The sequence below is a fragment of the Microbacterium sp. No. 7 genome (assembly GCF_001314225.1).
GTDB lineage: Bacteria > Actinomycetota > Actinomycetes > Actinomycetales > Microbacteriaceae > Microbacterium.
In genome coordinates, this window is sequence record NZ_CP012697.1 from 1,288,642 (window position 1) to 1,307,573 (window position 18,932).

An 18,932-nucleotide genomic window follows, 5' to 3' on the forward strand; every position below is an offset into this window, starting at 1 on the left:
TGCCCCCGGGATCACGGCCAGTTGGAACCGGACCGGCGCACGTGCTGCGCCTCGTCCGCGGGTCCGGTGACGGTCGGGTCGTCGTTGCCGAAGTTGCTGTTCGTCGAGCTCAGCGCCCAGCGGGCGGTCGCGGTCGTCGTCACCCCGCCGACGGTGGCCGACGCGAGGATGTTCTGCGAGCTGTCGGGCGAGTTGGCGTCGCTTCCACGTCGCAGATAGCCGTTGAGGCTGATCTGGCCGGAGCCATCCGTCACGAGCGTGATGGTCGACAGCTGCGGCGCGGCGATCTCAGAACCGGGCCCGGGCGGGATGGTCGGGTCGCTGAAGAACCAGATGCTGTTGTCGTCGAAGTCGGTGATCGTGAACGTCACGTGCACGCCGGGAACCGGCGACCCGCTCTCATCGAGAAGCGTGTAGGTGACTCCGTTCGCGTACTTGCCCATGCGCCCCGAAGAACTGGTGTCCGGCCAACCGTAGCGGAGCTCGTCGAACGCCCCCGATGTGGGCGTGATCGTCGTCGTGGCGGCGGCGAGCGGGGCGCTGATCGCGGCGGCGATGACAGGCACCGACCATGCCGCGCCTTTCACGATGGTCCGGCGTGAGGCGAAGCCGTCGGTGTCGGCCGTATCCGACACCTGTCCTTCGGTTCCGAAATCTTGCTCCATAGGTTGTCTCCTGTGTGTTGCGCAGCTAGCGGATAGCTGACGGATGTCGATGACGTAAGCGACGCTAGCGAGGCGGTTGTCACGTACTGGCTCGTCCGCTGTGTAAGGGGCCGTCTGCGGGCGGGACTCATTGCGGAGCTCGTCGGTCGGCGCGTGCCGGCGCTCTCGCCGTTCGTCCGGGCCGACATCGGTGGCATGCTGGGGGACATGGCATCCAATGACCTCCTCGCCGTGCTCGTCGACGCCGACAACGTCTCGCCCAGCCGCATCGGCGCCGTGCTCGCCGAGATCGCGCAGTACGGCGTCGCGTCGGTCAAGCGCGTCTACGGGGACTGGACGAAGCCGAACCTGCGCGGATGGAAGGATGCCGCGAGCGCGCACGTGATCCAGCCCATCCAGCAGTTCGACAACACGACGGGCAAGAACGCGACCGACAGCGCGCTCATCATCGACGCGATGGACCTGCTGTACACCGAGCGGTTCCAGGGCTTCTGCATCGTCTCGAGCGACAGCGACTTCACGCGCCTCGCATCGCGCATCCGCGAGGACGGGGTGACGGTGTACGGCTTCGGGGAGCGCAAGACGCCCGAGGCGTTCCGCAACGCGTGCGACCAGTTCACCTACCTGGAGGTGCTGGACAAGCCGGACGACCTGGAGACGGCCGACAAGCCCGCCGAGGCCGCGGCGGAGACGACGCAGGAGCGCGTGCCGGGGGCGAAGCTGCGCGGCGACGCCAAGCTCGTGTCGGGACTGCGCGCCGTGATCGACGCCGCGTCGGGCGACGACGGCTGGGCGAACCTGGGAGCGGTGGGGCAGCTCATGCGCAAACGGCATCCCGACTTCGACTCGCGCAACTGGGGCTACGCCAAGCTCAGCGATCTCGTGAAGGCGATCGGGCTGTTCACGGTCGAGACCAAGCCCGGGGGCATGCGGCTGAAGAACAAGAAGCCCGCGGCCTGACGTCGGGCGCGGGCGCCAGGCTCAGCAGGCGCCGAGGGTCGCGGCGTTGTCGCTGATCGACGCCGTGCCGCCCACGGCGATGTGCCCCAGCGACGTGATCGACGTGATCGCCTCGACGACGGGCAGCGGCGCGCACTGCTGCCGCGTGAGATACAGCGGCGCCCCGAAGGTGCCGGCCAGGGCGCCCGCGGCGAGGGCGTCGGGGAAGTCCGCCCCGCCGGCGAGGAAGACGGCCGACACACGGGTGTTCTCGAAGTCGCGGTTGACGGCGACCGCGGTCGCGTAGCGGTCGGCGCCGCCGCGGCGGTCGGTCGTGAAGCCGGCGGTCTGCAGCGCCGTCTCGAACGCGGGCGTGACCGAGCCGGCGGCGCCCGCGATGTAGACGGTCTCGACGCCGAGCAGGTCGAGGGCGGCGACCGTCTCGGATGTCGGGGCGTTCGACTGCCCGTCGACGAGCACGACCGGCGCATCGACGGCGCCCGCTGCGCCGGTCGCGGCGAGGGCGTCGGGGAAGTCGCGGCCCGACGCGACATACGCCGCACCGGTGTCGCCGAAGACGGCCTCGGCGACCGCGAGGCTCGTCGCGTAGCGGTTGGGGCCGGCGACGCGGTGCACCTCGGGCGCGAGGGCCGAGAGCTGGTCGAGCACGGCGTTCGAGATCGTGCCCTCGCCGCCCACGACGACGATCGTCTGGGGACGGTGCCGGGCGATCTCGGCGACCGCGTTCTCGGGAAGGGCATCGCGTCGCGTCAGCAGCAGCGGACTGGAGAGGTACGCGGCGGCCGCGGCCGCGGACAGCGCGTCGGGGAATCCCTCGCCCGAGGCGATGAACACGGCAGGCGCGCCGTCGGGGTACACCTCGGACACGGCGACCGCGGTGTCGTAGCGGTTGGCGCCCGCGAGCCGCCACACGTCGTAGGCGTCGGCGGCGGCGCTGTCGATCGGCGTGGCGTCGGGCGCGGGCGGCGCCGCGGTCGCGGAGGGGGCGAGCGCGAGGCCGACGAGAGCGGCGGCGAGAACGGATGAGGCTGCGGTGCGGAGGCGCATGAGTGAGTCCCTGGGATCGCCCGACGTGTCGTCCGTTCAACCTATCAAGGGGGCGTGCGGTCAGGGCGGAGCCGCTGGGGCGTGTGCGCATGCCCGACGACGACGAAGGCCGGTCGCGTCCGCGCGGATGCGCGAGCGACCGGCCCCGTGACCCGGAGGTCGGCTGGAGGTCTGCTGGAATCAGTTCAGCGGCGCGCGGTAGCCCGCCTTCTCCGCCTCGGCGGCCGACGAGAAGCACTCCTCGGGGATCGTCTGGCTGTAGCTGTTCGATCCGGGCACGTGGTAGATCTTCGTGCCACGGCTCTCGTTGATGTTGCCCTTGATGGGGTGGCTGTCAGGGCACATGCCATCGGTCGTGGGCGCCACCACCGTCGGAGCAGGCGTCGGCGTCGCGGTGGGCGTGGGGGTCGGCGTCACCGTGGGCGTGGGCGTGGGTGCCGGAGTCGGCGGGGCGCACACGGTCAGGTTCGCCGCGGCGTCGCTGATGGTGCCCTCGCCGCCCATGACGACGCGGGCGGGTGCGGCGATGGACGTCACGGCGGCGGCGGTGCCCTCCGTCACGCAGTCGGTGCGGGAAAGGTAGAGCGGGGCGCCCAGTCCGCCGGCGATCGCGGCGCCCGCGAGGGCGTCGGGGAAGGTCGAGCCCGCGGCGAGGAAGACGGCGAGGGCGGGCTTGCCCTGCGCGTCGCGGTTCACCTCGACGGCGGTCGCGTAGCGGTCGGCGCCGCCGCGGCGGTCGGGCGTGAAGCCCGCGGCAGCGAGCCCGTCCTCGATGCCCGCGGTGACCGTGCCGGTGCCGCCGGCGATGTACGTCTTCTTCACGCCGTGCCGCTTCAGCGCCGCGACCGCGGCGTCGGTCGGTGCGGCGGCGGTGCCGTCGACGAGCAGCACGGGCGCGCCCAGGGCGCCCGCGGCGCCGGTCGCGGCGAGGGCGTCGGGGAACGTCTTGCCCGACGCGACGTACGCGTTCTCTGCGTCGCCGAACGCGAAGTCGACGAGCGCGAGGCTCGTGTCGTAGCGGGTGCCGCCCGCGACGCGGTCGACCTTGTCGCTGTAGGTCTTGAGCAGGTCGAAGACGTCGGCGCCGATGACCCCTTCGCCGCCCACGACGACGATCGACTGCGGCTGGAGGCGATCGAGCTCGGTGCCGACGACCTCGGGCAGCTCGTCCTTCTTGGTGAGCAGCAGCGGGCCGCCCAGGTGCGCGGCGGCGGCAGCCGCCGAGAGCGCGTCGGGGAAGTCCTGGCCCGAGGCGACGAACACGACCGAGATGCCCGGTGCGAACAGCTGCGACGCGTCGACGGCGGTCTGGTAGCGGTCGTCGCCCGCGAGGCGGATGATGCCGTTCGCGGGGATCTCCGGGATCGTGACCGGCGGCACGGTCGCGGCCGACGCGGCCGGCGCGAGCGCGAGGCCGACGAGTGCGGCCGCGAGAGCGGATGAAATGGCAGAGCGAAGGCGCATGTGTGCTTCTCCTGGGGGGACGCCTGACGATATTCCGGCCCAATCTATCAACGGGCTGTGCGTTTGTCCGCAGTGTGGTGGGAGTCCGCCGTGACATACAGTGACAGGCATGGATGCCCAGGCCGTCGCCGCGATGATCGACCACACCCTGCTCAAGCCCGAGGCGACGCGTGCCGACGTCGCCGCGCTGATCGCCGAGGCGGCGGAGCTCGGCACCTACTCGGTGTGCGTCTCGCCGAACATGCTGCCGGTCGAGATCCCCGCGGGATCCGGTCTCGCGGTGGCGGTCGTGTGCGGGTTCCCGAGCGGAAAGCACGAGTCGCGCGTGAAGGCGCTCGAGGCGGCGCTGGCCGTCGAGAAGGGCGCCGCCGAGGTCGACATGGTGATCGACGTGGGTCGCGCGCGGGAACGCGACTTCGCAGCCGTGCAGGCCGACGTCGCGGCCGTGCGCGCGGCCGTGCCGGCGCCGACGGTGCTGAAGGTGATCATCGAGTCCGCGGCCCTCGACGACGACATGATCGTGGGCGTGTGCGAGGCGGCCGTGAGCGCGGGCGCCGACTTCGTGAAGACGTCGACGGGGTTCCACCCCGCGGGCGGCGCGAGCGTGCACGCGGTGCGGCTCATGGCGTCCACGGTCGCGGGCCGGGCCCAGGTGAAGGCCTCGGGCGGCGTGCGCACGATGGCCGACGCGCTGGCGATGATCGACGCCGGGGCGACGCGCCTGGGCGTCTCGGGGTCGCGGGCGCTGCTCGCCGACGTGGGTGAGGGCACGGGGGGCGAGGCCGCCGGTGCGGGCGGAGCCGCCGGAGCGGGCGACGACGCCGGGTACTGATGGCGCGCCTACGATAGGCACCATGGTGCAAGTGCGCGTGGCCGGTGTCGCGGTGGATCCCGCGGGGCAGCACGTGATCCTGCTGCGCCCCCTGGGCGCGCAGGAGGGGCCGCCGCGCGTGCTGCCGATCTGGATCGGCGCGCAGGAGGCGGCGTCGATCCTGGTGGCGGTCGAGGGCGCCGCGACGGCGCGTCCGCTCGCGCATGACCTCATGCGCACGATGCTGGAGACCCTCGGCGCGAGCGTCGAGCACGTCGAGGTCACGCGCATCGACGGTGGCACGTACTACGCGGAGGTGACCCTCCACGCCGCCGGCGTGAGCCACCGCATCGACGCGCGGCCGTCGGACGCCGTGGCGCTGGCCTGTCGCACGGGCGCCGCGATCTTCGTCGCCGACGCGGTGCTCGACGAGGCCGGCGTCGTGGACGTCATCACGGACGGCGACGACGCCGATGCCGACGAGCCGGGCGCGGAGATCAACGTCGACGAGTTCCGTCGCTTTCTCGAGGACGTCGACCCCGACGACTTCCGCGAGTAGGCCACGGGACGTCCTGCCCGGGGTCGTGGCCGGGGCGTCACCGGGCGCGTCCGCCAGAAGCGCGCCTTCTCGTGTCCTTGTGTCCGTCATGTGGGGCACCTCGCTCGTGTCCGTCAGAAGGGCACCTCCTCGGGTCGCTCAGAAGGGCGTCTTCTCGGGTCGCTCAAAAGGCGCCTCCTCGCCGCTCGCCGGCACGAAGACGACGCGCGGATGCGTGCGATCGGGATAGCGGCGCCCCGTCGGGCTCGTCCACTCGATCGTGCCGTCGGGCTGCTTCTGCGCGCGCCATCTGGTCCGGTGCTTGAGCACGTGGTGGCGACGGCAGGCATCGGCGAGATTGTCCGCCGCCGTGGCCCCGCCGTCGGCGGCGTCGTGCACGTGGTCGAGATCGCATCGCCGCGCGGGAATCATGCATCCGGGGAACCGGCAGCGGTGGTCGATCGCCTGCAGATGCCGTCGCAGCTCGGCGGAGGGCCGGTATCTGTCGACGGCGAGCACGGCGCCGGTGACGGGATGCGTGAGCACTCGATCCCATCCCGTTGCGGTGCCGGCCAGCCGGAGCGCCGTGGCGGTGTCCATCGGCTGCATCCCGTCGAGCATCGCCGGCTCTCCCGTGGCGCCGGTCGCGCCGAGCACCGGGACCGTGACGTGCACCTCGGCGCGGATCGCGCCGAGCAGCTCCGCGGGGGTGTGCGCCGTCGCATGCCCCGCCGGGGTTCCGGTCAGGGCGAGGTCGCAGAGGATGTCGGCGCGCAGCTGGTCGAGCGTACGGGGCCCGTCCGTGTCGGCGTCTGCACGCTCGTCGGTGTCGGCATCCGCCTGCACGTCTGCGCCGGCGCCCGCAACCCCGGCATCCCCTGTCGGCATGGCATCCCGTCCTGTCTCCCCGTCCCGCGCTGTTCCCGTACCCGGCACCATCCCCGCCTCCTGCGCGGTCCTCGCCCCCTGCATCGCCCGCTCGTCGTCCTGCACGGCCTTCGCGAGCCGCGTGATCCGGTCGCGGATGCCGTGGACCAGCGGCGACGGCGCGGTCAGCAGCAGCTCGCTCATGCCGTCGTCGAGATCGGTGACGCTCACCCCGCGGACGGTCGCCGCGGCCCGGTGCCGTTCGTCGGCCGTTCGAGGGTGCAGGCGGTGCGCGACCAGTCGTGCGTACGGGCGAAGGCGCGACGCGGACTCGCCCTCGGCGACCTGCAGCACGATCTGCTCGTACTGCGCCCGCACCGCGGGATCGGCCAGGTGCGCGGCCGCCTCGGTGATCACATGCACGTGGGCGCGTGAGATGCGCCCCTCGGCGAGAGCGGCATGCGCGGCGGGGAAGTCGACCGTCAGCGTGCGGGCCTGGTCGAGCTGGCGCTGCACCGTGCGGTCGGAGACCCGCAGCGCCGCGCCGATCTCGGCCGCGACCTCGCGCACCGGCAGGTCGCCGTCGCCCCGAGAGCCGTCCGCGTGCTCCAGCGCCAGGGCGAGCGCGGCGTTCATCAGGCTCGCCTCCATCGCCTGGAACGCCGCGACGCCCTTTCGCACCGCGACGAGCGACGAGACGACCTTGTCGAGGAGGAACATTTCACCCCCGTTCAAGGAGTCGAGATTCGTCTGAGATTCGTTCATATGTTCAGTATGAAGAAGGCCTCCGACATCTTCCGATCCCCGCGGCACGACGGGCGCACGTGATACCGTGCGCGCATGCCGATCTCGCCGCACGCGCTGCATTCCGCGCCCGTCCGCAGCATGGATCCCACGGTGCTGTACGGCGTGCTGCGCCTGCGCGTCGACGTGTTCGTCGTCGAGCAGGACTGCGCGTATCCCGAGCTCGACGGCCGCGATCTCGAAGACGCGGCGCTCCTCGTCTGGGCGACGACGGGCGATGCGGTCGTCGCGACCCTGCGGATCCTGCACGACGGCGACGCGCTGCGCATCGGCCGCGTCGTCGTGCGTGCCGAGCAGCGCGGGACCGGTGTCGCTCGCGCCCTGTTCGAGCGCGGACTCGACGAGTGCGCGGCGATCGACCCCGCGCTCCCGGTCGTGCTCGACGCGCAGGCGCCGCTCGAGGACTGGTACGCCCGGTTCGGGTTCCGGCGCGCAGGGGAGCCGTTCGTCGAGGACGGCATCCCGCACGTGCCGATGCGCCGAGAGCCCGCCGGCCGGGGTGCGTGAGGCGACGCACCCCGCTCGCCAAGCCCGCCCGCCCCGGCGCCCCGCCCGCCCCGTCACGCACACCCCGCCCCCGACGCCGCAGCGCCCCGCCCGCTACGCGTCGAGCGGATACACGCGGCGCAGCACGAGCCGCTGGCCGAGCGTCCACGCCGTCGTGACGACGAGGTACAGGGCCGCCGCGAGCGGCACGAACATCGCGATGACGGCCGTCGCGAACTGCAGCAGACCCAGCCAGCGCAGGTCGGGACCGTCGGCGGCGGCGGGGATGCGGAACAGGCGACGCGTCACCTCGCCGACCGCGAGGAGGACCACGGCGATCGCGGCGAACAGCGCGACGGAGGCCACGTCCATCCCGCCGCCCGCGAGGCCCGCGGCGCTCGCGCCGAGCGGCACGCCCCACAGCTCGTGGGTCAGCAGCTCGTTCGCGGCGCCGCCGATCTCGGCATGCAGGAAGACGCCGTAGATGATCGCGACCACGGGCGCCTGCGCGAGCAGCGGCAGACAGCCGGCCAAGGGCGACACCCCGGCATCCGAGTAGACCCGCATCGTCTCGCGCTGCAGGCGCTCGGGGTCTTTCGCATGGCGTGAGCGCACCGCGCGCAGCTTCGGCGCGAGACGTGCGCGCGCCTGCTCGGCGCGGGCCTGCGCGACGCCGACCGGGACGAGCGCGGCGCGCACGACGAGCGTCACGAGCACGACGGCGAGGGCGGCCGACGAGGCGCCCGCGAGCGGGGCCAGCGCATCGGCGAGCCAGGTGAGGGCGGTGGACGCGGCCCGGAGGACGGCCGCGACGGGCGGGAAGGAGAAGGGGTCCATGAAGAGTCCTGTCGTCGGAGGGTGCGATGGCGTCTGGCCACGGCACGCCGACGGCGCCGCACACGGCGTGCGGCACGGCTCGGCGGGACTACGCGGCCGAGGCCGCGCGACCCGGTGCTCGCGGGCGCGGGTGGCCCGCGGCATCCGGATCGCTCTGCGCGAGCAGGACGGAGACGTCGATCGCCGCGCGCGGCCGTGCCGACAGCGGGATCGGGGCGGCGGGAGCGACGGATGCCACGTGCAGCGCGATCGCGACGGTCGCGGCGACGGCGAGCACGAGGGCCCCGGATGCCGGATCGACCGCGGTCAGCGCCGCGGCGACGACCGCGAGCCCCAGCGCGACGGCCGTCAGCGCGGTCAGGGATCGCAGGGCGCGGGACATCGGGGCCTCCTCGCGTTCACGGTAGCAGGCGGCACGTCGGTGGGGAGGAGGAAATCCTCCCTCTCAGCGCCGCACCGGCCGTTGTTACCGTGTGCACCAGTGCGGCAACGCTGCCGTTCCGCACCCGTATCCCTGTGACAAAGGAGTCGCACATGTCCTCATCCCCTGTTTTCCTGACCTCGCGGATCCCCGTGTCCGATCTCGAGGCGTCGCTCGCGTTCTACACCGAGATGCTCGGGTTCATCCCGCTCGGCGGCCTCGACATCGACGAGCCCGACTTCACCGAGGTGTTCCTCGCCGACAGCACCGGACGCCCGTGCTTCACGGTGCAGTGCTGCGCCGAGACGCCCGTGCCGCGCGGGCCCGCGTGGGGCATCCTGGCGCTCGCGGTGCCGAGCGCGGAGGCGCTCGCCGAGCTGGCGGCCAAGATCGAGGCCGCCGGATATCGCCTTCCCGCGCCGCTGACGAGCCTCGGCCCCATGCAGTACTTCTTCGCCGCCGACCCCGACGGCTACCTCGTCGAGGTCGTCCACCAGCCCGGCGGCGCGGCCATGCCCGAGCCCGCCGCGGACGGCTCGTACGAGCTGGGCAAGCTGCCGACCGTGCCTCCCGGCATCCTCGGCAACACCTTCGGATAGCCGATCGGCGTCACGAGGGGTTCGCGACTTGCGCGTCGCGAACCCCTCGTGCAAGAATCTCCGTTGGACATGTGACTGGTCATGCAGGCAGGATCCGATGCAGTGCGAGAGCACCGCCTCGGGTCCTTTTTTTGTTGCCCGGAAACGCGGTCGGGGGTGATGCCCGGCGCGGACGACGTGTCCATCGGAGTCCGAAGGAGGAACCTGGAATGACCACCACTGACAGCGCGAGAGAGATCCTCGCGCACGTCGGCGGAGCGCAGAACGTCGCCGCCCTGCAGCACTGCTCGACCCGCCTGCGCTTCACGCTCGTCAACGACGCGAAGGCCGACGAGGCCGCCCTGAAGGCGATCCCCGGCGTCATCGGCGTCGTCAAGGGCCCGCAGACCCAGATCGTCGTCGGGACGAAGGTCGCGGAGTTCTACGGCGCGCTGGAGAGGCTGCGCGGCCCCGGCGCCGGTGCGCCCGCGCCGCGCCAGCCGCTCACCTGGAAGCGCGCGGGCTCGATCGTGATGGACTTCGTCGTGAGCGTGTTCGTGCCGATCATCCCCGCGATCGCCGGCGCGGGCATCTTCAAGTCGCTCCTCGTGCTCCTCGCCGCCATCGGCTGGATGGACAACCAGTCGCAGAACTACCTGCTGCTGGCGTCCTTCGCCGACGCGGTCTTCTTCTTCCTGCCGCTGCTCGTGGCCTACACGACCGCGAAGAAGCTCAACGTCAACATCCCGCTGGCGCTCGGCATCGTCTCGCTGCTCGTGTTCCCCGCCTTCACGGGCCTGCTCACGCAGGAGGGCGGCGCCTCGCTGTTCGGGCTCACCGTGCCGGTCGTCGCCTACAACGCCCAGGTGTTCCCGTCGATCCTGACGGTCATGCTGCTCTCGGTCGTCGAGCGGTACGCGACGAGGTGGACGCCGGGCCCGATCCGCGTGTTCTTCGTGCCGTTCGTGTGCTTCCTCGTCGTCTCGCCGATCATGATCTTCCTGCTCGGCCCGCTCGGGTTCTGGCTCGGCAGCCTCCTGACCTCGGCGATGCTCTGGCTGTACGGCACGCTCGGCTGGGTCGCGATCGCGCTGCTGGCGGGCCTGCTCCCGTTCATCATCTCGGTCGGCATGCACAAGGCCTTCCTGCCGCCGGCGATCGCCACCATCGGCGAGTACGGCAAGGAGTCGTTCTACCTCGTGGCATCCCTCGCCCACAACATCGCCGAGTCGGGCTCGAGCTTCGCGGTCGCGCTGCGCACGAGGAACAAGACCCTCCGCGGCACGGCGATCTCGGCCGGCGTCTCGGCGTTCTTCGGCATCACCGAGCCGGCGCTGTACGGCGTGACCCTGCAGAACCGCCGCGCGCTCGTCTCCGTGATCACCGGCGCCGTCGCCGGCGGCGCGTACCTCGGCATGACCGCGGTCTCGGCGTTCGTCGTCGTGGGCCCCGGCGCCGCGAGCGTGTCGATGTACATCGACCCCGACAACGCGTGGAACTTCATCAACGCGCTCATCGGCTTCGCCGTGTCGTTCCTCGTCGCCTTCGTCATGGCCGTCGTGCTGTGGCGCGACTCCGACTCGGGCACGCTGCGCGTGCTGGGGGAGCAGGCGGGCGGCGGCGAGACCGCCGAGCCGGCGGCCGCCGCGGACGCCGCCCAGGTCTTCGCGCCGATCGACGGCGAGGTCATCCCGCTGGCGCAGGTGGACGACGCCGTGTTCTCGGCCGGCATCCTCGGCGAGGGCATCGCGATCAGGCCCACCGGCAGCGCCGTGCGCGCCCCGATCTCGGGCGTCGTGACGAGCCTGCTCCCGTCGCGGCACGCCGTCGGCATGACCGGCGACGACGGCACCGAGGTGCTCGTCCACGTGGGGCTCGACACCGTCAAGCTCGAGGGACGGCCGTTCGTCGCGCACGTCGCCCAGGGCGACCGCGTGACCGCGGGGCAGCTGCTGCTGGAGGTCGACCTCGACGCGCTCGACGCCGCGGGCGTCGACGCCACGACGCCCGTCGTCGTCCTCAACGACGGGGCGCGCGTGCGGGCGCTCGTCGCCTCGGGCCCCGTGGAGGCCGGCCGGCCGCTGCTCGCCGTCGCCGCGAAGGAGGTCACGGATGCCTCTGCCTGACGGATTCCTCTGGGGCGGCGCGATGGCCGCCAACCAGGTCGAGGGCGCGTGGCGCGCGGGCGGGCGCGGCCCCGCGGTCACCGACGTGCAGACCTACAAGCCGCACGCCGATCCGAAGGAGTACGCGATCCACCACGTCGTGACGCTCGACTCCATCCGCGAGGCGATGTCGACGGACGACACCACGTACTTCCCGAAGCGGCGCGGCATCGACTTCTACCACCGCTACCCCGAGGACCTCGCCCTCTTCGCCGAGATGGGGTTCACGGTGCTGCGCGTCTCGATCGCGTGGACGCGGCTGTTCCCGACGGGGGAGGAGACCGAGCCCAACGAGGAGGGCGTCGCCTTCTACCTCGGGCTGTTCACCGAGATGAGACGCCTCGGCATCGAGCCGCTCGTCACCCTGTCGCACTACGACCAGCCGCTCGCGCTCGCGCTGAAGAACAACTGCTGGCTCGACCGGTCGACGATCGCCCTGTTCGAGCGGTTCGCGCGCACGTGCTTCGAGCGCTTCGGGCACCTCGTGAGGCGATGGCTGTCGTTCAACGAGATCGACAGCATCACCCGGCATCCCTTCACGTCGGGCGGGATCGTCCCCGAGACCGTCGAGGGCGATCTCGTGCAGGCGGAGTACACGGCGCTGCACCACCAGTTCGTCGCGTCGGCGTCGGTCACGCGGATGCTGCACGAGATGTGGCCGGACGCCGAGATGGGCTGCATGCTGACGGCGCTCACCACCTACCCGAACACGTGCCATCCCGACGACGTCGCGGCGACGCAGGCGAAGGAGCGGATGCTGTACCTGTGCACCGACGTGCAGGCCGCCGGCGCCTACCCGCCGCTCGCTCTGCGCGCGCTCGAGCGGAGGGGCGTGACGGTGCCGTTCGCGCCGGGCGACGTGGAGCTGCTGCGTGCGCACACGGTCGACTTCATCTCGTTCTCGTACTACATGTCGATGACCGAGTCGGTGCGGCCGGACGCCGAGCGCACGCCGGGCAACACCGTGCTGGGCGTGAAGAACCCCTACCTGGAGTCGTCGGAGTGGGGCTGGCAGATCGACCCGGTCGGCCTGCGGATCACGCTGATCGACCTCTACGATCGGTACGGCAAGCCACTGTTCATCGTCGAGAACGGCCTGGGCATGCGCGACGAGCTGACCGAGGACGGCCGCATCCACGACCCCTACCGGATCGACTACTTCCGCCGCCACTTCACGGAGATGATCCGTGCGGTCGACGAGGGGGTGGACCTGCGGGGCTACACGAGCTGGGCGCCGATCGACCTCATCAGCGCGTCGACGTCGCAGATCTCGAAGCGGTACGGGTTCATCCACGTCGATCTCGACGATCTCGGCCACGGGACGGGCGAGCGGCGGCGCAAGGACTCGTTCTGGTGGTATCAGAAGGTCATCGCGTCCAACGGCGCGGACCTCGGATAGTCGGCGCCGGACGGAAGGGTCGACGGGGACTCTCATGCAGATCATCAAGAAGGTGCTCAACTCGAGCGTCGTGCTCGTCGTCGACGAGCGCGGCGCCGAGCGGGTGCTGCTGGGCAAGGGCATCGGCTTCGGCGCCAAGGCGGGCGAGGCCGTGCCCGACGGCGTCACCGACCGCGTGTTCGTCGCGCTCGACGACGCCGGTCAGCGCGACTTCGTGGAGCTGATGGCGCAGATCCCGGGCGAGTTCGTCGAGCTCGCCCGGGTGATCGTCGCCGCCGCGACGGATGCCGGTCTCGCGCTCGACCCGCACGTCTATCTCGCGCTGACCGACCATCTGCACTTCGCGGTCGAGCGCCATCGTCGCGGGATGCGCGTCGTGAACCGGCTCGCGTGGGAGCTGAAGACGGTCTACCCGACCGAGTACGCGGTCGGCCTGCGCGCCGTCGCGCTCCTGCGCGAGCGTTTCGGCGCCGACCTGCCCGACGACGAGGCGGCCAACGTCGCGTTCCACCTCGCGAACGCGGCCGTCGACCGTCCGAGCACCGACACGGCACGGGTCGTGCAGTTGATCTCGTCGATCACGACGATCGTCGCGAACGCGGGCGGCGTCGACCTCACGGCGGGCGACCTGCACGCCCGGCGCTTCCTCACCCACCTGCAGTTCTTCGCCGAGCGGCTGTTCTCGGGCGGCACGCTCGCCGATCGCGACGACTTCCTCTACCGCAGCATGAGCGAGAGCCAGCCGCGCGCGGTGACGATCGCCGAGCGCGTGCGCACCTTCATCCGCACCGAGCACGGCCTCGAGATCTCCAACGAGGAGGTCGCCTACCTCGCGCTGCACATCGCGCGCGCGATGGCGGGCTGACCGCGGGGAGGGGGTGGCGGATGCCGCGTGGCGGAGGATGCGGGATTCGAACCCGCGAGGGGTTTCATCCCCAACACGCTTTCCAAGCGTGCGCCATAGGCCACTAGGCGAATCCTCCAGGCGCGTCCGGAGCACCGGAACGCAGGCCACGGAACAGTCTAGCCTGTCACCCGCCCGCCCCGTTCACCGCGCCCGTCATCCTCCTGCGTTCTCCTGCGTTCCGGCGAGACCGCACTGGCGCGCCGAGACTGCCGTTCTGGCGTGCAGTCTCGGCGCACCAATGCAGTCTCGCGGTCAGGGGAGAGGTGTGGGGCCGGATGCCGCCGGGCGGCGCCGCAGGCGACGGGCGGCGCGGGGAGCGCGGGTGCCGCAGGCGGCGGGCGGCGGGGTCAGCGGCCGGGGCGGCGCACGAGCGAGCGGGGGAACAGCGCGGCGGCGACGCGGCGGCCGCCGGCGGCGGCGAGCATGCCGGCGCGCACGCGCTCGGCGTCGTCGAGGGCGTGCGCGGTGTCGACGCGCGCGTCGCGCGCGTAGCCGGCGAGCTCGATCGCCGAGACGAGCCGCGCCGTCGCCGCGTCGGGGGCGCCGCGCTCGGTCACGAGCCGGGCGCCGAAGGCGCGCGGGGTCTCCGCGCCCGGCGCGTCGTCGCCCAGGTCGATCGCGGCGTCCTGCACGATGCGCCACGCCGCGCCGATCTGACCGCGCCGCGCGCGCCGGCGCCACAGCGCGAGGCGGATGCGGCCGACGACGAAGGGCAGCAGCGCGACGATCGCGACCACGACGATCGGCACCACGAACGGGCGCAGATCGGCCGCCCGCGCGGCCTCGCCGCCCCCGCCCGCCGGCACGTCGCCCGGGTCCACGTCGGTCGGGTCGGTCGTGGGGGCGACCGTCGGCGTCGGCGTCGGGGAGACCACCTCGTCGCCGCCGTCGTCCGGCGCCGGGCTCGACTCCGACTCGAAGCGGGTCTCGACGCCGAGCCCCTGCGTCGGCTCGAACCCGATCCATCCGATGCCCTCGAAGTACGCCTCGGGCCAGGCGTGGAACTGGTCGGTCGTCACCTGCAGCACGCTCTCGCCGTCCACGGACTGCCCCGTGAGCGGCCCGGGCAGGAAGCCGACGACGATGCGCGTGGGGATCCCCAGCGACCGCGCCATGAGCGTGAAGGCGCTCGCGAAGTGCACGCAGTATCCCTCGCGCACCTCCAGGAAGCGCGCGACCGCCTCGACCCCGCTCCCGTCGAAGCCCGCCTCGACGGGCGTGTCGAGCGAGTAGCTGAAGTCGCTGCCGCGGAACCATGACTGCAGCGCGTCGAGACGGTCGAAGTCGGTCTGGGCGTCGGCGGTGACCAGCGCGGCGAGCTCCGCGATGACCGGCGGCAGGTCCGCGGGCGGCTCGCCGAGCGCGACGAGGTCGGGATCCAGCCGCGCCTGCGCCGCGCGCACCTGCTCGAGCGTCGGCTGCGGCACGTGCGTGACGATCTGGTAGTCCTGGCCCTGCGCGGTCGTGCCGTCGCCGAGCAGCGTGCGGTTGTACGGCACGGTGCGCCACGAGCCGTGCAGCCCGTCCGCCGCGACCGCGGGGAAGGGTATCGGCAGCCACGCCGACGCGAGCTGCGTGATCCGCACGCTCGTCACGTGCTCGGTCACGCGGATGCCGTCGGCCACGACGACCGGCTCCATCGCCGCCTCGTCGAGCGGCAGCGAGCTGAGCTGATCGGGCAGCCACACGTCGCCCTCGAACCGCGACAGCGTCGCGACCCGCAGGTACGGCGCCACGGTGGCGCTGCTGCGCATCGTGAGCACCTGCGCGTTCACGGGACGGCGCAGGTCCTCGCCCAGGTCGAGGGAGGCGTCGATCGCGACGCCGCCCGCCGCGCCCGCGACGCCCGAGAACACGGGCGTGCGCAGCATCGGCGCGGCGGTGAGCGCGATGACGATCGCGCCCACCGAGACGATCGCGGCGGCCGTCGCGCCGCCGCGCCCGCCCGTCTCGGCGACCTCGCGCGTCGCCGTCTCCGCGCGCACGAGGCCGAGCGCGCAGACGGCGAGCAGCGCGAACGAGAGCACCCCGGCCGACGCCTGCACCGCCACGCCGGGGATCAGCCAGACGGCGACGAGCGCGATGAGCGCGAGCACCGGCATGCGCGTGGTGATCACGACGTGGTCGAACACGACCGTGAGCAGTCCCGCCGCGGCCACGATGAGGAAGGAGAGCGCGGGGGTGGCGGTCACCGGCGCGACGCCCTCGTACAGCTCCTGCGCCGCCGTGCGCGCGGCGGCGCTCGCCGCCTCGACCGTGCCGAGATCGGGGAAGAACCCGGCGATCGAGGCGTGCGGGAAGAACAGCGTCGTCACGAACACCGCCCAGCAGGCCAGCAGCAGCGCGCTGACGAGCGCGCCGGGCGCGCGCAGGCGGCGCAGGCCGAAGCCGATGAGCAGCAGGCCGCCGACGAAGAGGATCCCGACGCCGACCCACGGCCCCGCCGAGACGACCGTCAGCAGGGGACCGCACGCGGCGAGCAGCGCGAAGGCGAGCGCGAGGGTGAGAACGCCCTCCGCGCCCGCGGGGCGCCGGCGGTCGGCCCGCGGGCCGTCGTGCTCAGCGGCGGACACGGCGACCGCCTCCCGGGGGGACGGGATGGTCGGCCGCGCGGGCGGGCTGCCACCACACCTCGTCGGCGTCGGCGCGCGTCCGCGCGGTGAGCGCGGCGACCCGCCATCCCGCCTCGGCCGCGGCGGCGGCGAGGGCGGGGGCGGATGCCGTGGTCAGCAGCACCGGGCGGGCGCTCGACCTCGCGAGCCGCGCGAGGTCGGCGGCATCCGTCATGTCCACGTGACCGGTCACGAGCACGAGCGGGCCCGACGCCGACTCGCCGAGCGCCCGGGCGAGCTGCCCGAGGTGCGCCTCGCCGCGCGTGGTCAGGGGGGCCAGCGCGATGCGCGCCGCGTCGATGCCCGCGTGGTCGAGCGCGTCGACGCGCTCGCACAGCGGCGTCCCGTCGCCGTCGATCACGGTGACCCGGAAGCCGTCGCGCGCGAGACGGTCGATCGCCGACGCGCACGCGCTCACGGCCAGCTCGAACCCCTCGTCGGCGCCCGTCTGCCGCACCGCGTCGGGGTCGAAGCGGCGCATCGTGCGGTCGAGCACGACGGTCGCCTCGGGCGTGACCTCCTGCTCCTCCTGCCGCACCATCAGCTCGTCACGGTGCGCGCTGGCGCGCCAGTGGATGCGGCGCATCGAGTCGCCGGGGAAGTAGGGGCGCGGGATGAGGTTGTCGCTGCCCTGTCCGAGCGGATCGCTCGCCGTGTGCCGGCCGTTGCCGGCGCCGCCCGGCAGGTCGTCGAGCGCGCTCAGCGCGACGAGCGCCGGAACGACCGTGAGGGTCGACGTCGTGCCCGCCGCGTGCGTGCGCCGCCCGAAGCGGAACGGGTCGGTGTGCGTCAGCTCGAGGGGGCCGACCGCGACGATCCCGCGCCGTCGCGCGGCGACCCGGTACTCGATCGGCGTGTCGGCGCGCACCCACGCGCGCACGCCCGGGAGCACGCCGGCCGCGGCGCCGTCGAGCGCGTCGGGCAGCCGGTCGTCCCACGTGCGCGGACCGGAGGGGAGGCGCGCGTACGTGCTGAGGCGCACGGCGACGGCGACGTCGTCGCCGACGGCCGCGACCGACGGCCGGAAGACGCGCGCCACGTCGTCGCGCGGCGTGAGCAGCAGCGAGGCGACCGAGATCGCGACGGCCGCGACCAGCAGCAGCCCCACCCACGCCAGATCCGGGATGCCGACGGCCTGGGCCACCACGACGCACAGCACGCCCAGCAGCACCGTGCCGGTGCCGCGCAGCGTGAGGGGCCAGGCCTTCATCCGTGCGTCGCCGCCCGTGTCAGCGGGCCGCGATCGGCACGCGCACCGCGCCGACGATCTGTCGCAGGACGGCGCTGCCCGCCTCGTCCGACGCGCGACCGTGCGCGAGGCCGGGCCCGCGGGCGAGGATCAGACGGTGCGCGAGCACCGGCTCGAGCAGCGCCGCGATGTCGTCGGGGATGACGAAGCCGCGGCTGTCGAGCGCCGCGCGCACCTTCGCCGCGCGCACGAGCTGCAGCGTCGCCCGCGGGCTCGCGCCCAGTCGCACCTCGGGGTGCGCGCGCGTCGCGCGCACGAGCGTCACGGCGTACTGCTCGATCGCGGGTGCGACGTGCACGGCGCGCGCCCACGCGATGAGCGCGCGCACGTGGGCGACGCTCACGACCGGACGGAGGGCGTCGAGGGGGCTCTCGGTGTCGCGCTGGCGGAGCATGAGCGCCTCGCTCGCGGCATCCGGATACCCCATCGAGATGCGCATCATGAACCGGTCGCGCTGCGCCTCGGGCAGGGCGTAGGTGCCCTCCATCTCCATGGGGTTCTGCGTCGCGACGACGAGGAACGGGTCGGGGAGCGCCCGGCTCACGCCGTCGGCCGTGACGCGGTGCTCCTCCATCGCCTCCAGCAGCGCCGACTGCGTCTTGGGGGAGGAGCGGTTGATCTCGTCGGCGATCACGATGTGCGCGAAGATCGCGCCCGGCTTGAACTCGAACTCGCGCGCCGCCGGGTCGAACACGCTCACGCCCGTCACGTCGCCCGGCAGCAGGTCGGGCGTGAACTGGATGCGGCGCACCGTGCCGTCGATCGACGCGGCCAGCGCGCGGGCGAGCATCGTCTTGCCCACGCCGGGCACGTCCTCGATCAGCAGATGTCCCTCGCCCAGCAGGCACAGGAGCGCGGCGCGCACGGCTTCGGGCTTGCCGTCGATCACGCGACCCATGTTCGCCTCGAGTGCCCGGGTCGTCTGTGCGAACTGCGCGGCATCCATACCCACGAGGCTAGCCTGCGGTGCGAACGGGGCCGCCGTTCTCGGGTAAACTCGCATGCAGCTCTCCGCGAGGCGGCATCCAGGCCAACTCCCCCAGGACGGAAACGTAGCAAGGGTAACCGGGCTCTGCCGGGTTCGCGGAGAGCCCTTTTCTTCTCCGCCGCCGTTCCCCGAAC

General features: G+C 72.8%; 17 protein-coding genes, 1 tRNA gene and 1 other RNA gene. 9 read left to right on the forward strand and 10 right to left on the reverse strand.

Annotated features, from left to right (window positions below; all coding sequences use genetic code 11):
• Positions 1-11 precede the first annotated feature (11 nt).
• The gene (locus AOA12_RS05675; protein WP_054681040.1) at positions 12-665 is read right to left on the reverse strand and encodes a hypothetical protein; all 654 of its coding nucleotides are present in this window, start codon (positions 663-665) and stop codon (positions 12-14) included.
• A 207-nt stretch (positions 666-872) separates the two neighbouring features.
• Between AOA12_RS05675 and AOA12_RS05680 the strand changes: the two genes are divergently transcribed.
• On the forward strand, positions 873-1,625 hold the full coding sequence (locus tag AOA12_RS05680; protein ID WP_054686821.1) for an NYN domain-containing protein: 753 nt from the start codon (positions 873-875) through the stop codon (positions 1,623-1,625).
• A 21-nt stretch (positions 1,626-1,646) separates the two neighbouring features.
• On the opposite strand, the gene AOA12_RS05685 is transcribed toward AOA12_RS05680, so the two are convergent.
• Both AOA12_RS05685 and AOA12_RS05690 read right to left on the reverse strand, forming a co-directional pair.
• Positions 1,647-2,672: a cell wall-binding repeat-containing protein gene (locus AOA12_RS05685; protein ID WP_054681041.1), complete on the reverse strand. Its 1,026-nt coding sequence runs from the start codon at positions 2,670-2,672 to the stop codon at positions 1,647-1,649.
• A 180-nt stretch (positions 2,673-2,852) separates the two neighbouring features.
• Positions 2,853-4,136 (reverse strand): cell wall-binding repeat-containing protein, encoded by a 1,284-nt coding sequence (locus AOA12_RS05690; RefSeq protein ID WP_054681042.1) that lies wholly within the window; start codon positions 4,134-4,136, stop codon positions 2,853-2,855.
• 109 nt (positions 4,137-4,245) lie between these two features.
• Here AOA12_RS05690 and deoC point away from each other — a divergent pair, with 109 nt between their 5' ends.
• Positions 4,246-4,968, forward strand: coding sequence for a deoxyribose-phosphate aldolase (deoC, locus tag AOA12_RS05695; RefSeq protein WP_054681043.1), 723 nt, complete (start codon positions 4,246-4,248; stop codon positions 4,966-4,968).
• 22 nt (positions 4,969-4,990) lie between these two features.
• On the forward strand, positions 4,991-5,506 hold the full coding sequence (locus AOA12_RS05700; RefSeq protein WP_054681044.1) for a bifunctional nuclease family protein: 516 nt from the start codon (positions 4,991-4,993) through the stop codon (positions 5,504-5,506).
• A 138-nt stretch (positions 5,507-5,644) separates the two neighbouring features.
• On the opposite strand, the gene AOA12_RS05705 is transcribed toward AOA12_RS05700, so the two are convergent.
• On the reverse strand, positions 5,645-7,117 hold the full coding sequence (locus AOA12_RS05705; protein WP_197281062.1) for an HNH endonuclease signature motif containing protein: 1,473 nt from the start codon (positions 7,115-7,117) through the stop codon (positions 5,645-5,647).
• 75 nt (positions 7,118-7,192) lie between these two features.
• On the opposite strand from AOA12_RS05705, the gene AOA12_RS05710 reads away from it, so the two are divergent.
• Complete coding sequence (locus AOA12_RS05710; protein ID WP_054681046.1) at positions 7,193-7,663, forward strand: GNAT family N-acetyltransferase; 471 nt, start codon at positions 7,193-7,195, stop codon at positions 7,661-7,663.
• 93 nt (positions 7,664-7,756) lie between these two features.
• Here the strand turns inward: AOA12_RS05710 and AOA12_RS05715 are convergent, their stop codons facing one another.
• Both AOA12_RS05715 and AOA12_RS05720 read right to left on the reverse strand, forming a co-directional pair.
• Positions 7,757-8,479 carry a YidC/Oxa1 family membrane protein insertase gene (locus tag AOA12_RS05715; RefSeq protein ID WP_054681047.1) on the reverse strand — a complete coding sequence of 241 codons (723 nt, stop codon included), beginning with the start codon at positions 8,477-8,479 and terminating at the stop codon, positions 7,757-7,759.
• A gap of 88 nt (positions 8,480-8,567) precedes the next feature.
• Positions 8,568-8,861 (reverse strand): DUF6412 domain-containing protein, encoded by a 294-nt coding sequence (locus AOA12_RS05720; RefSeq protein WP_054681048.1) that lies wholly within the window; start codon positions 8,859-8,861, stop codon positions 8,568-8,570.
• A 152-nt stretch (positions 8,862-9,013) separates the two neighbouring features.
• Between AOA12_RS05720 and AOA12_RS23525 the strand changes: the two genes are divergently transcribed.
• From AOA12_RS23525 to AOA12_RS05740, 4 genes are all read left to right on the forward strand, one after another.
• On the forward strand, positions 9,014-9,499 hold the full coding sequence (locus AOA12_RS23525) for a VOC family protein (RefSeq protein WP_197281064.1): 486 nt from the start codon (positions 9,014-9,016) through the stop codon (positions 9,497-9,499).
• A 209-nt stretch (positions 9,500-9,708) separates the two neighbouring features.
• On the forward strand, positions 9,709-11,604 hold the full coding sequence (locus tag AOA12_RS05730) for a beta-glucoside-specific PTS transporter subunit IIABC (RefSeq protein ID WP_054681050.1): 1,896 nt from the start codon (positions 9,709-9,711) through the stop codon (positions 11,602-11,604).
• Positions 11,591-13,042 carry a glycoside hydrolase family 1 protein gene (locus AOA12_RS05735; RefSeq protein WP_054681051.1) on the forward strand — a complete coding sequence of 484 codons (1,452 nt, stop codon included), beginning with the start codon at positions 11,591-11,593 and terminating at the stop codon, positions 13,040-13,042. The genes AOA12_RS05730 and AOA12_RS05735 overlap by 14 nt, the downstream gene beginning before the upstream one ends.
• A gap of 34 nt (positions 13,043-13,076) precedes the next feature.
• Positions 13,077-13,907 carry a PRD domain-containing protein gene (locus AOA12_RS05740; RefSeq protein ID WP_054681052.1) on the forward strand — a complete coding sequence of 277 codons (831 nt, stop codon included), beginning with the start codon at positions 13,077-13,079 and terminating at the stop codon, positions 13,905-13,907.
• 28 nt (positions 13,908-13,935) lie between these two features.
• Here the strand turns inward: AOA12_RS05740 and AOA12_RS05745 are convergent.
• From AOA12_RS05745 to AOA12_RS05760, 4 genes are all read right to left on the reverse strand, one after another.
• Positions 13,936-14,025: transfer RNA gene (locus AOA12_RS05745), tRNA-Ser, on the reverse strand.
• Between the two features lie 271 nt (positions 14,026-14,296).
• Complete coding sequence (locus tag AOA12_RS05750) at positions 14,297-16,522, reverse strand: transglutaminase family protein (RefSeq protein WP_054681053.1); 2,226 nt, start codon at positions 16,520-16,522, stop codon at positions 14,297-14,299.
• Positions 16,509-17,771 (reverse strand): DUF58 domain-containing protein, encoded by a 1,263-nt coding sequence (locus tag AOA12_RS05755; protein ID WP_054681054.1) that lies wholly within the window; start codon positions 17,769-17,771, stop codon positions 16,509-16,511. Before AOA12_RS05755 ends, AOA12_RS05750 begins: the two co-directional genes overlap by 14 nt.
• Before the next feature lie 19 nt (positions 17,772-17,790).
• Positions 17,791-18,756: an AAA family ATPase gene (locus tag AOA12_RS05760; RefSeq protein ID WP_054681055.1), complete on the reverse strand. Its 966-nt coding sequence runs from the start codon at positions 18,754-18,756 to the stop codon at positions 17,791-17,793.
• A gap of 57 nt (positions 18,757-18,813) precedes the next feature.
• Here AOA12_RS05760 and ffs point away from each other — a divergent pair.
• An RNA gene (gene ffs, locus AOA12_RS22510) (signal recognition particle sRNA small type) lies at positions 18,814-18,908 on the forward strand.
• The last annotated feature ends 24 nt before the right edge of the window (positions 18,909-18,932 follow it).

Coding starts and splice junctions, on each gene's coding strand:
- AOA12_RS05675 (WP_054681040.1), bottom strand. CDS start 665: ATGGAGCAAGATTTCGGAACCGAAGGACAGGTGTCGGATACGGCCGAC.
- AOA12_RS05680 (WP_054686821.1), top strand. CDS start 873: ATGGCATCCAATGACCTCCTCGCCGTGCTCGTCGACGCCGACAACGTC.
- AOA12_RS05685 (WP_054681041.1), bottom strand. CDS start 2,672: ATGCGCCTCCGCACCGCAGCCTCATCCGTTCTCGCCGCCGCTCTCGTC.
- AOA12_RS05690 (WP_054681042.1), bottom strand. CDS start 4,136: ATGCGCCTTCGCTCTGCCATTTCATCCGCTCTCGCGGCCGCACTCGTC.
- deoC (WP_054681043.1), top strand. CDS start 4,246: ATGGATGCCCAGGCCGTCGCCGCGATGATCGACCACACCCTGCTCAAG.
- AOA12_RS05700 (WP_054681044.1), top strand. CDS start 4,991: ATGGTGCAAGTGCGCGTGGCCGGTGTCGCGGTGGATCCCGCGGGGCAG.
- AOA12_RS05705 (WP_197281062.1), bottom strand. CDS start 7,117: ATGAACGAATCTCAGACGAATCTCGACTCCTTGAACGGGGGTGAAATG.
- AOA12_RS05710 (WP_054681046.1), top strand. CDS start 7,193: ATGCCGATCTCGCCGCACGCGCTGCATTCCGCGCCCGTCCGCAGCATG.
- AOA12_RS05715 (WP_054681047.1), bottom strand. CDS start 8,479: ATGGACCCCTTCTCCTTCCCGCCCGTCGCGGCCGTCCTCCGGGCCGCG.
- AOA12_RS05720 (WP_054681048.1), bottom strand. CDS start 8,861: ATGTCCCGCGCCCTGCGATCCCTGACCGCGCTGACGGCCGTCGCGCTG.
- AOA12_RS23525 (WP_197281064.1), top strand. CDS start 9,014: ATGTCCTCATCCCCTGTTTTCCTGACCTCGCGGATCCCCGTGTCCGAT.
- AOA12_RS05730 (WP_054681050.1), top strand. CDS start 9,709: ATGACCACCACTGACAGCGCGAGAGAGATCCTCGCGCACGTCGGCGGA.
- AOA12_RS05735 (WP_054681051.1), top strand. CDS start 11,591: ATGCCTCTGCCTGACGGATTCCTCTGGGGCGGCGCGATGGCCGCCAAC.
- AOA12_RS05740 (WP_054681052.1), top strand. CDS start 13,077: ATGCAGATCATCAAGAAGGTGCTCAACTCGAGCGTCGTGCTCGTCGTC.
- AOA12_RS05755 (WP_054681054.1), bottom strand. CDS start 17,771: ATGAAGGCCTGGCCCCTCACGCTGCGCGGCACCGGCACGGTGCTGCTG.
- AOA12_RS05760 (WP_054681055.1), bottom strand. CDS start 18,756: ATGGATGCCGCGCAGTTCGCACAGACGACCCGGGCACTCGAGGCGAAC.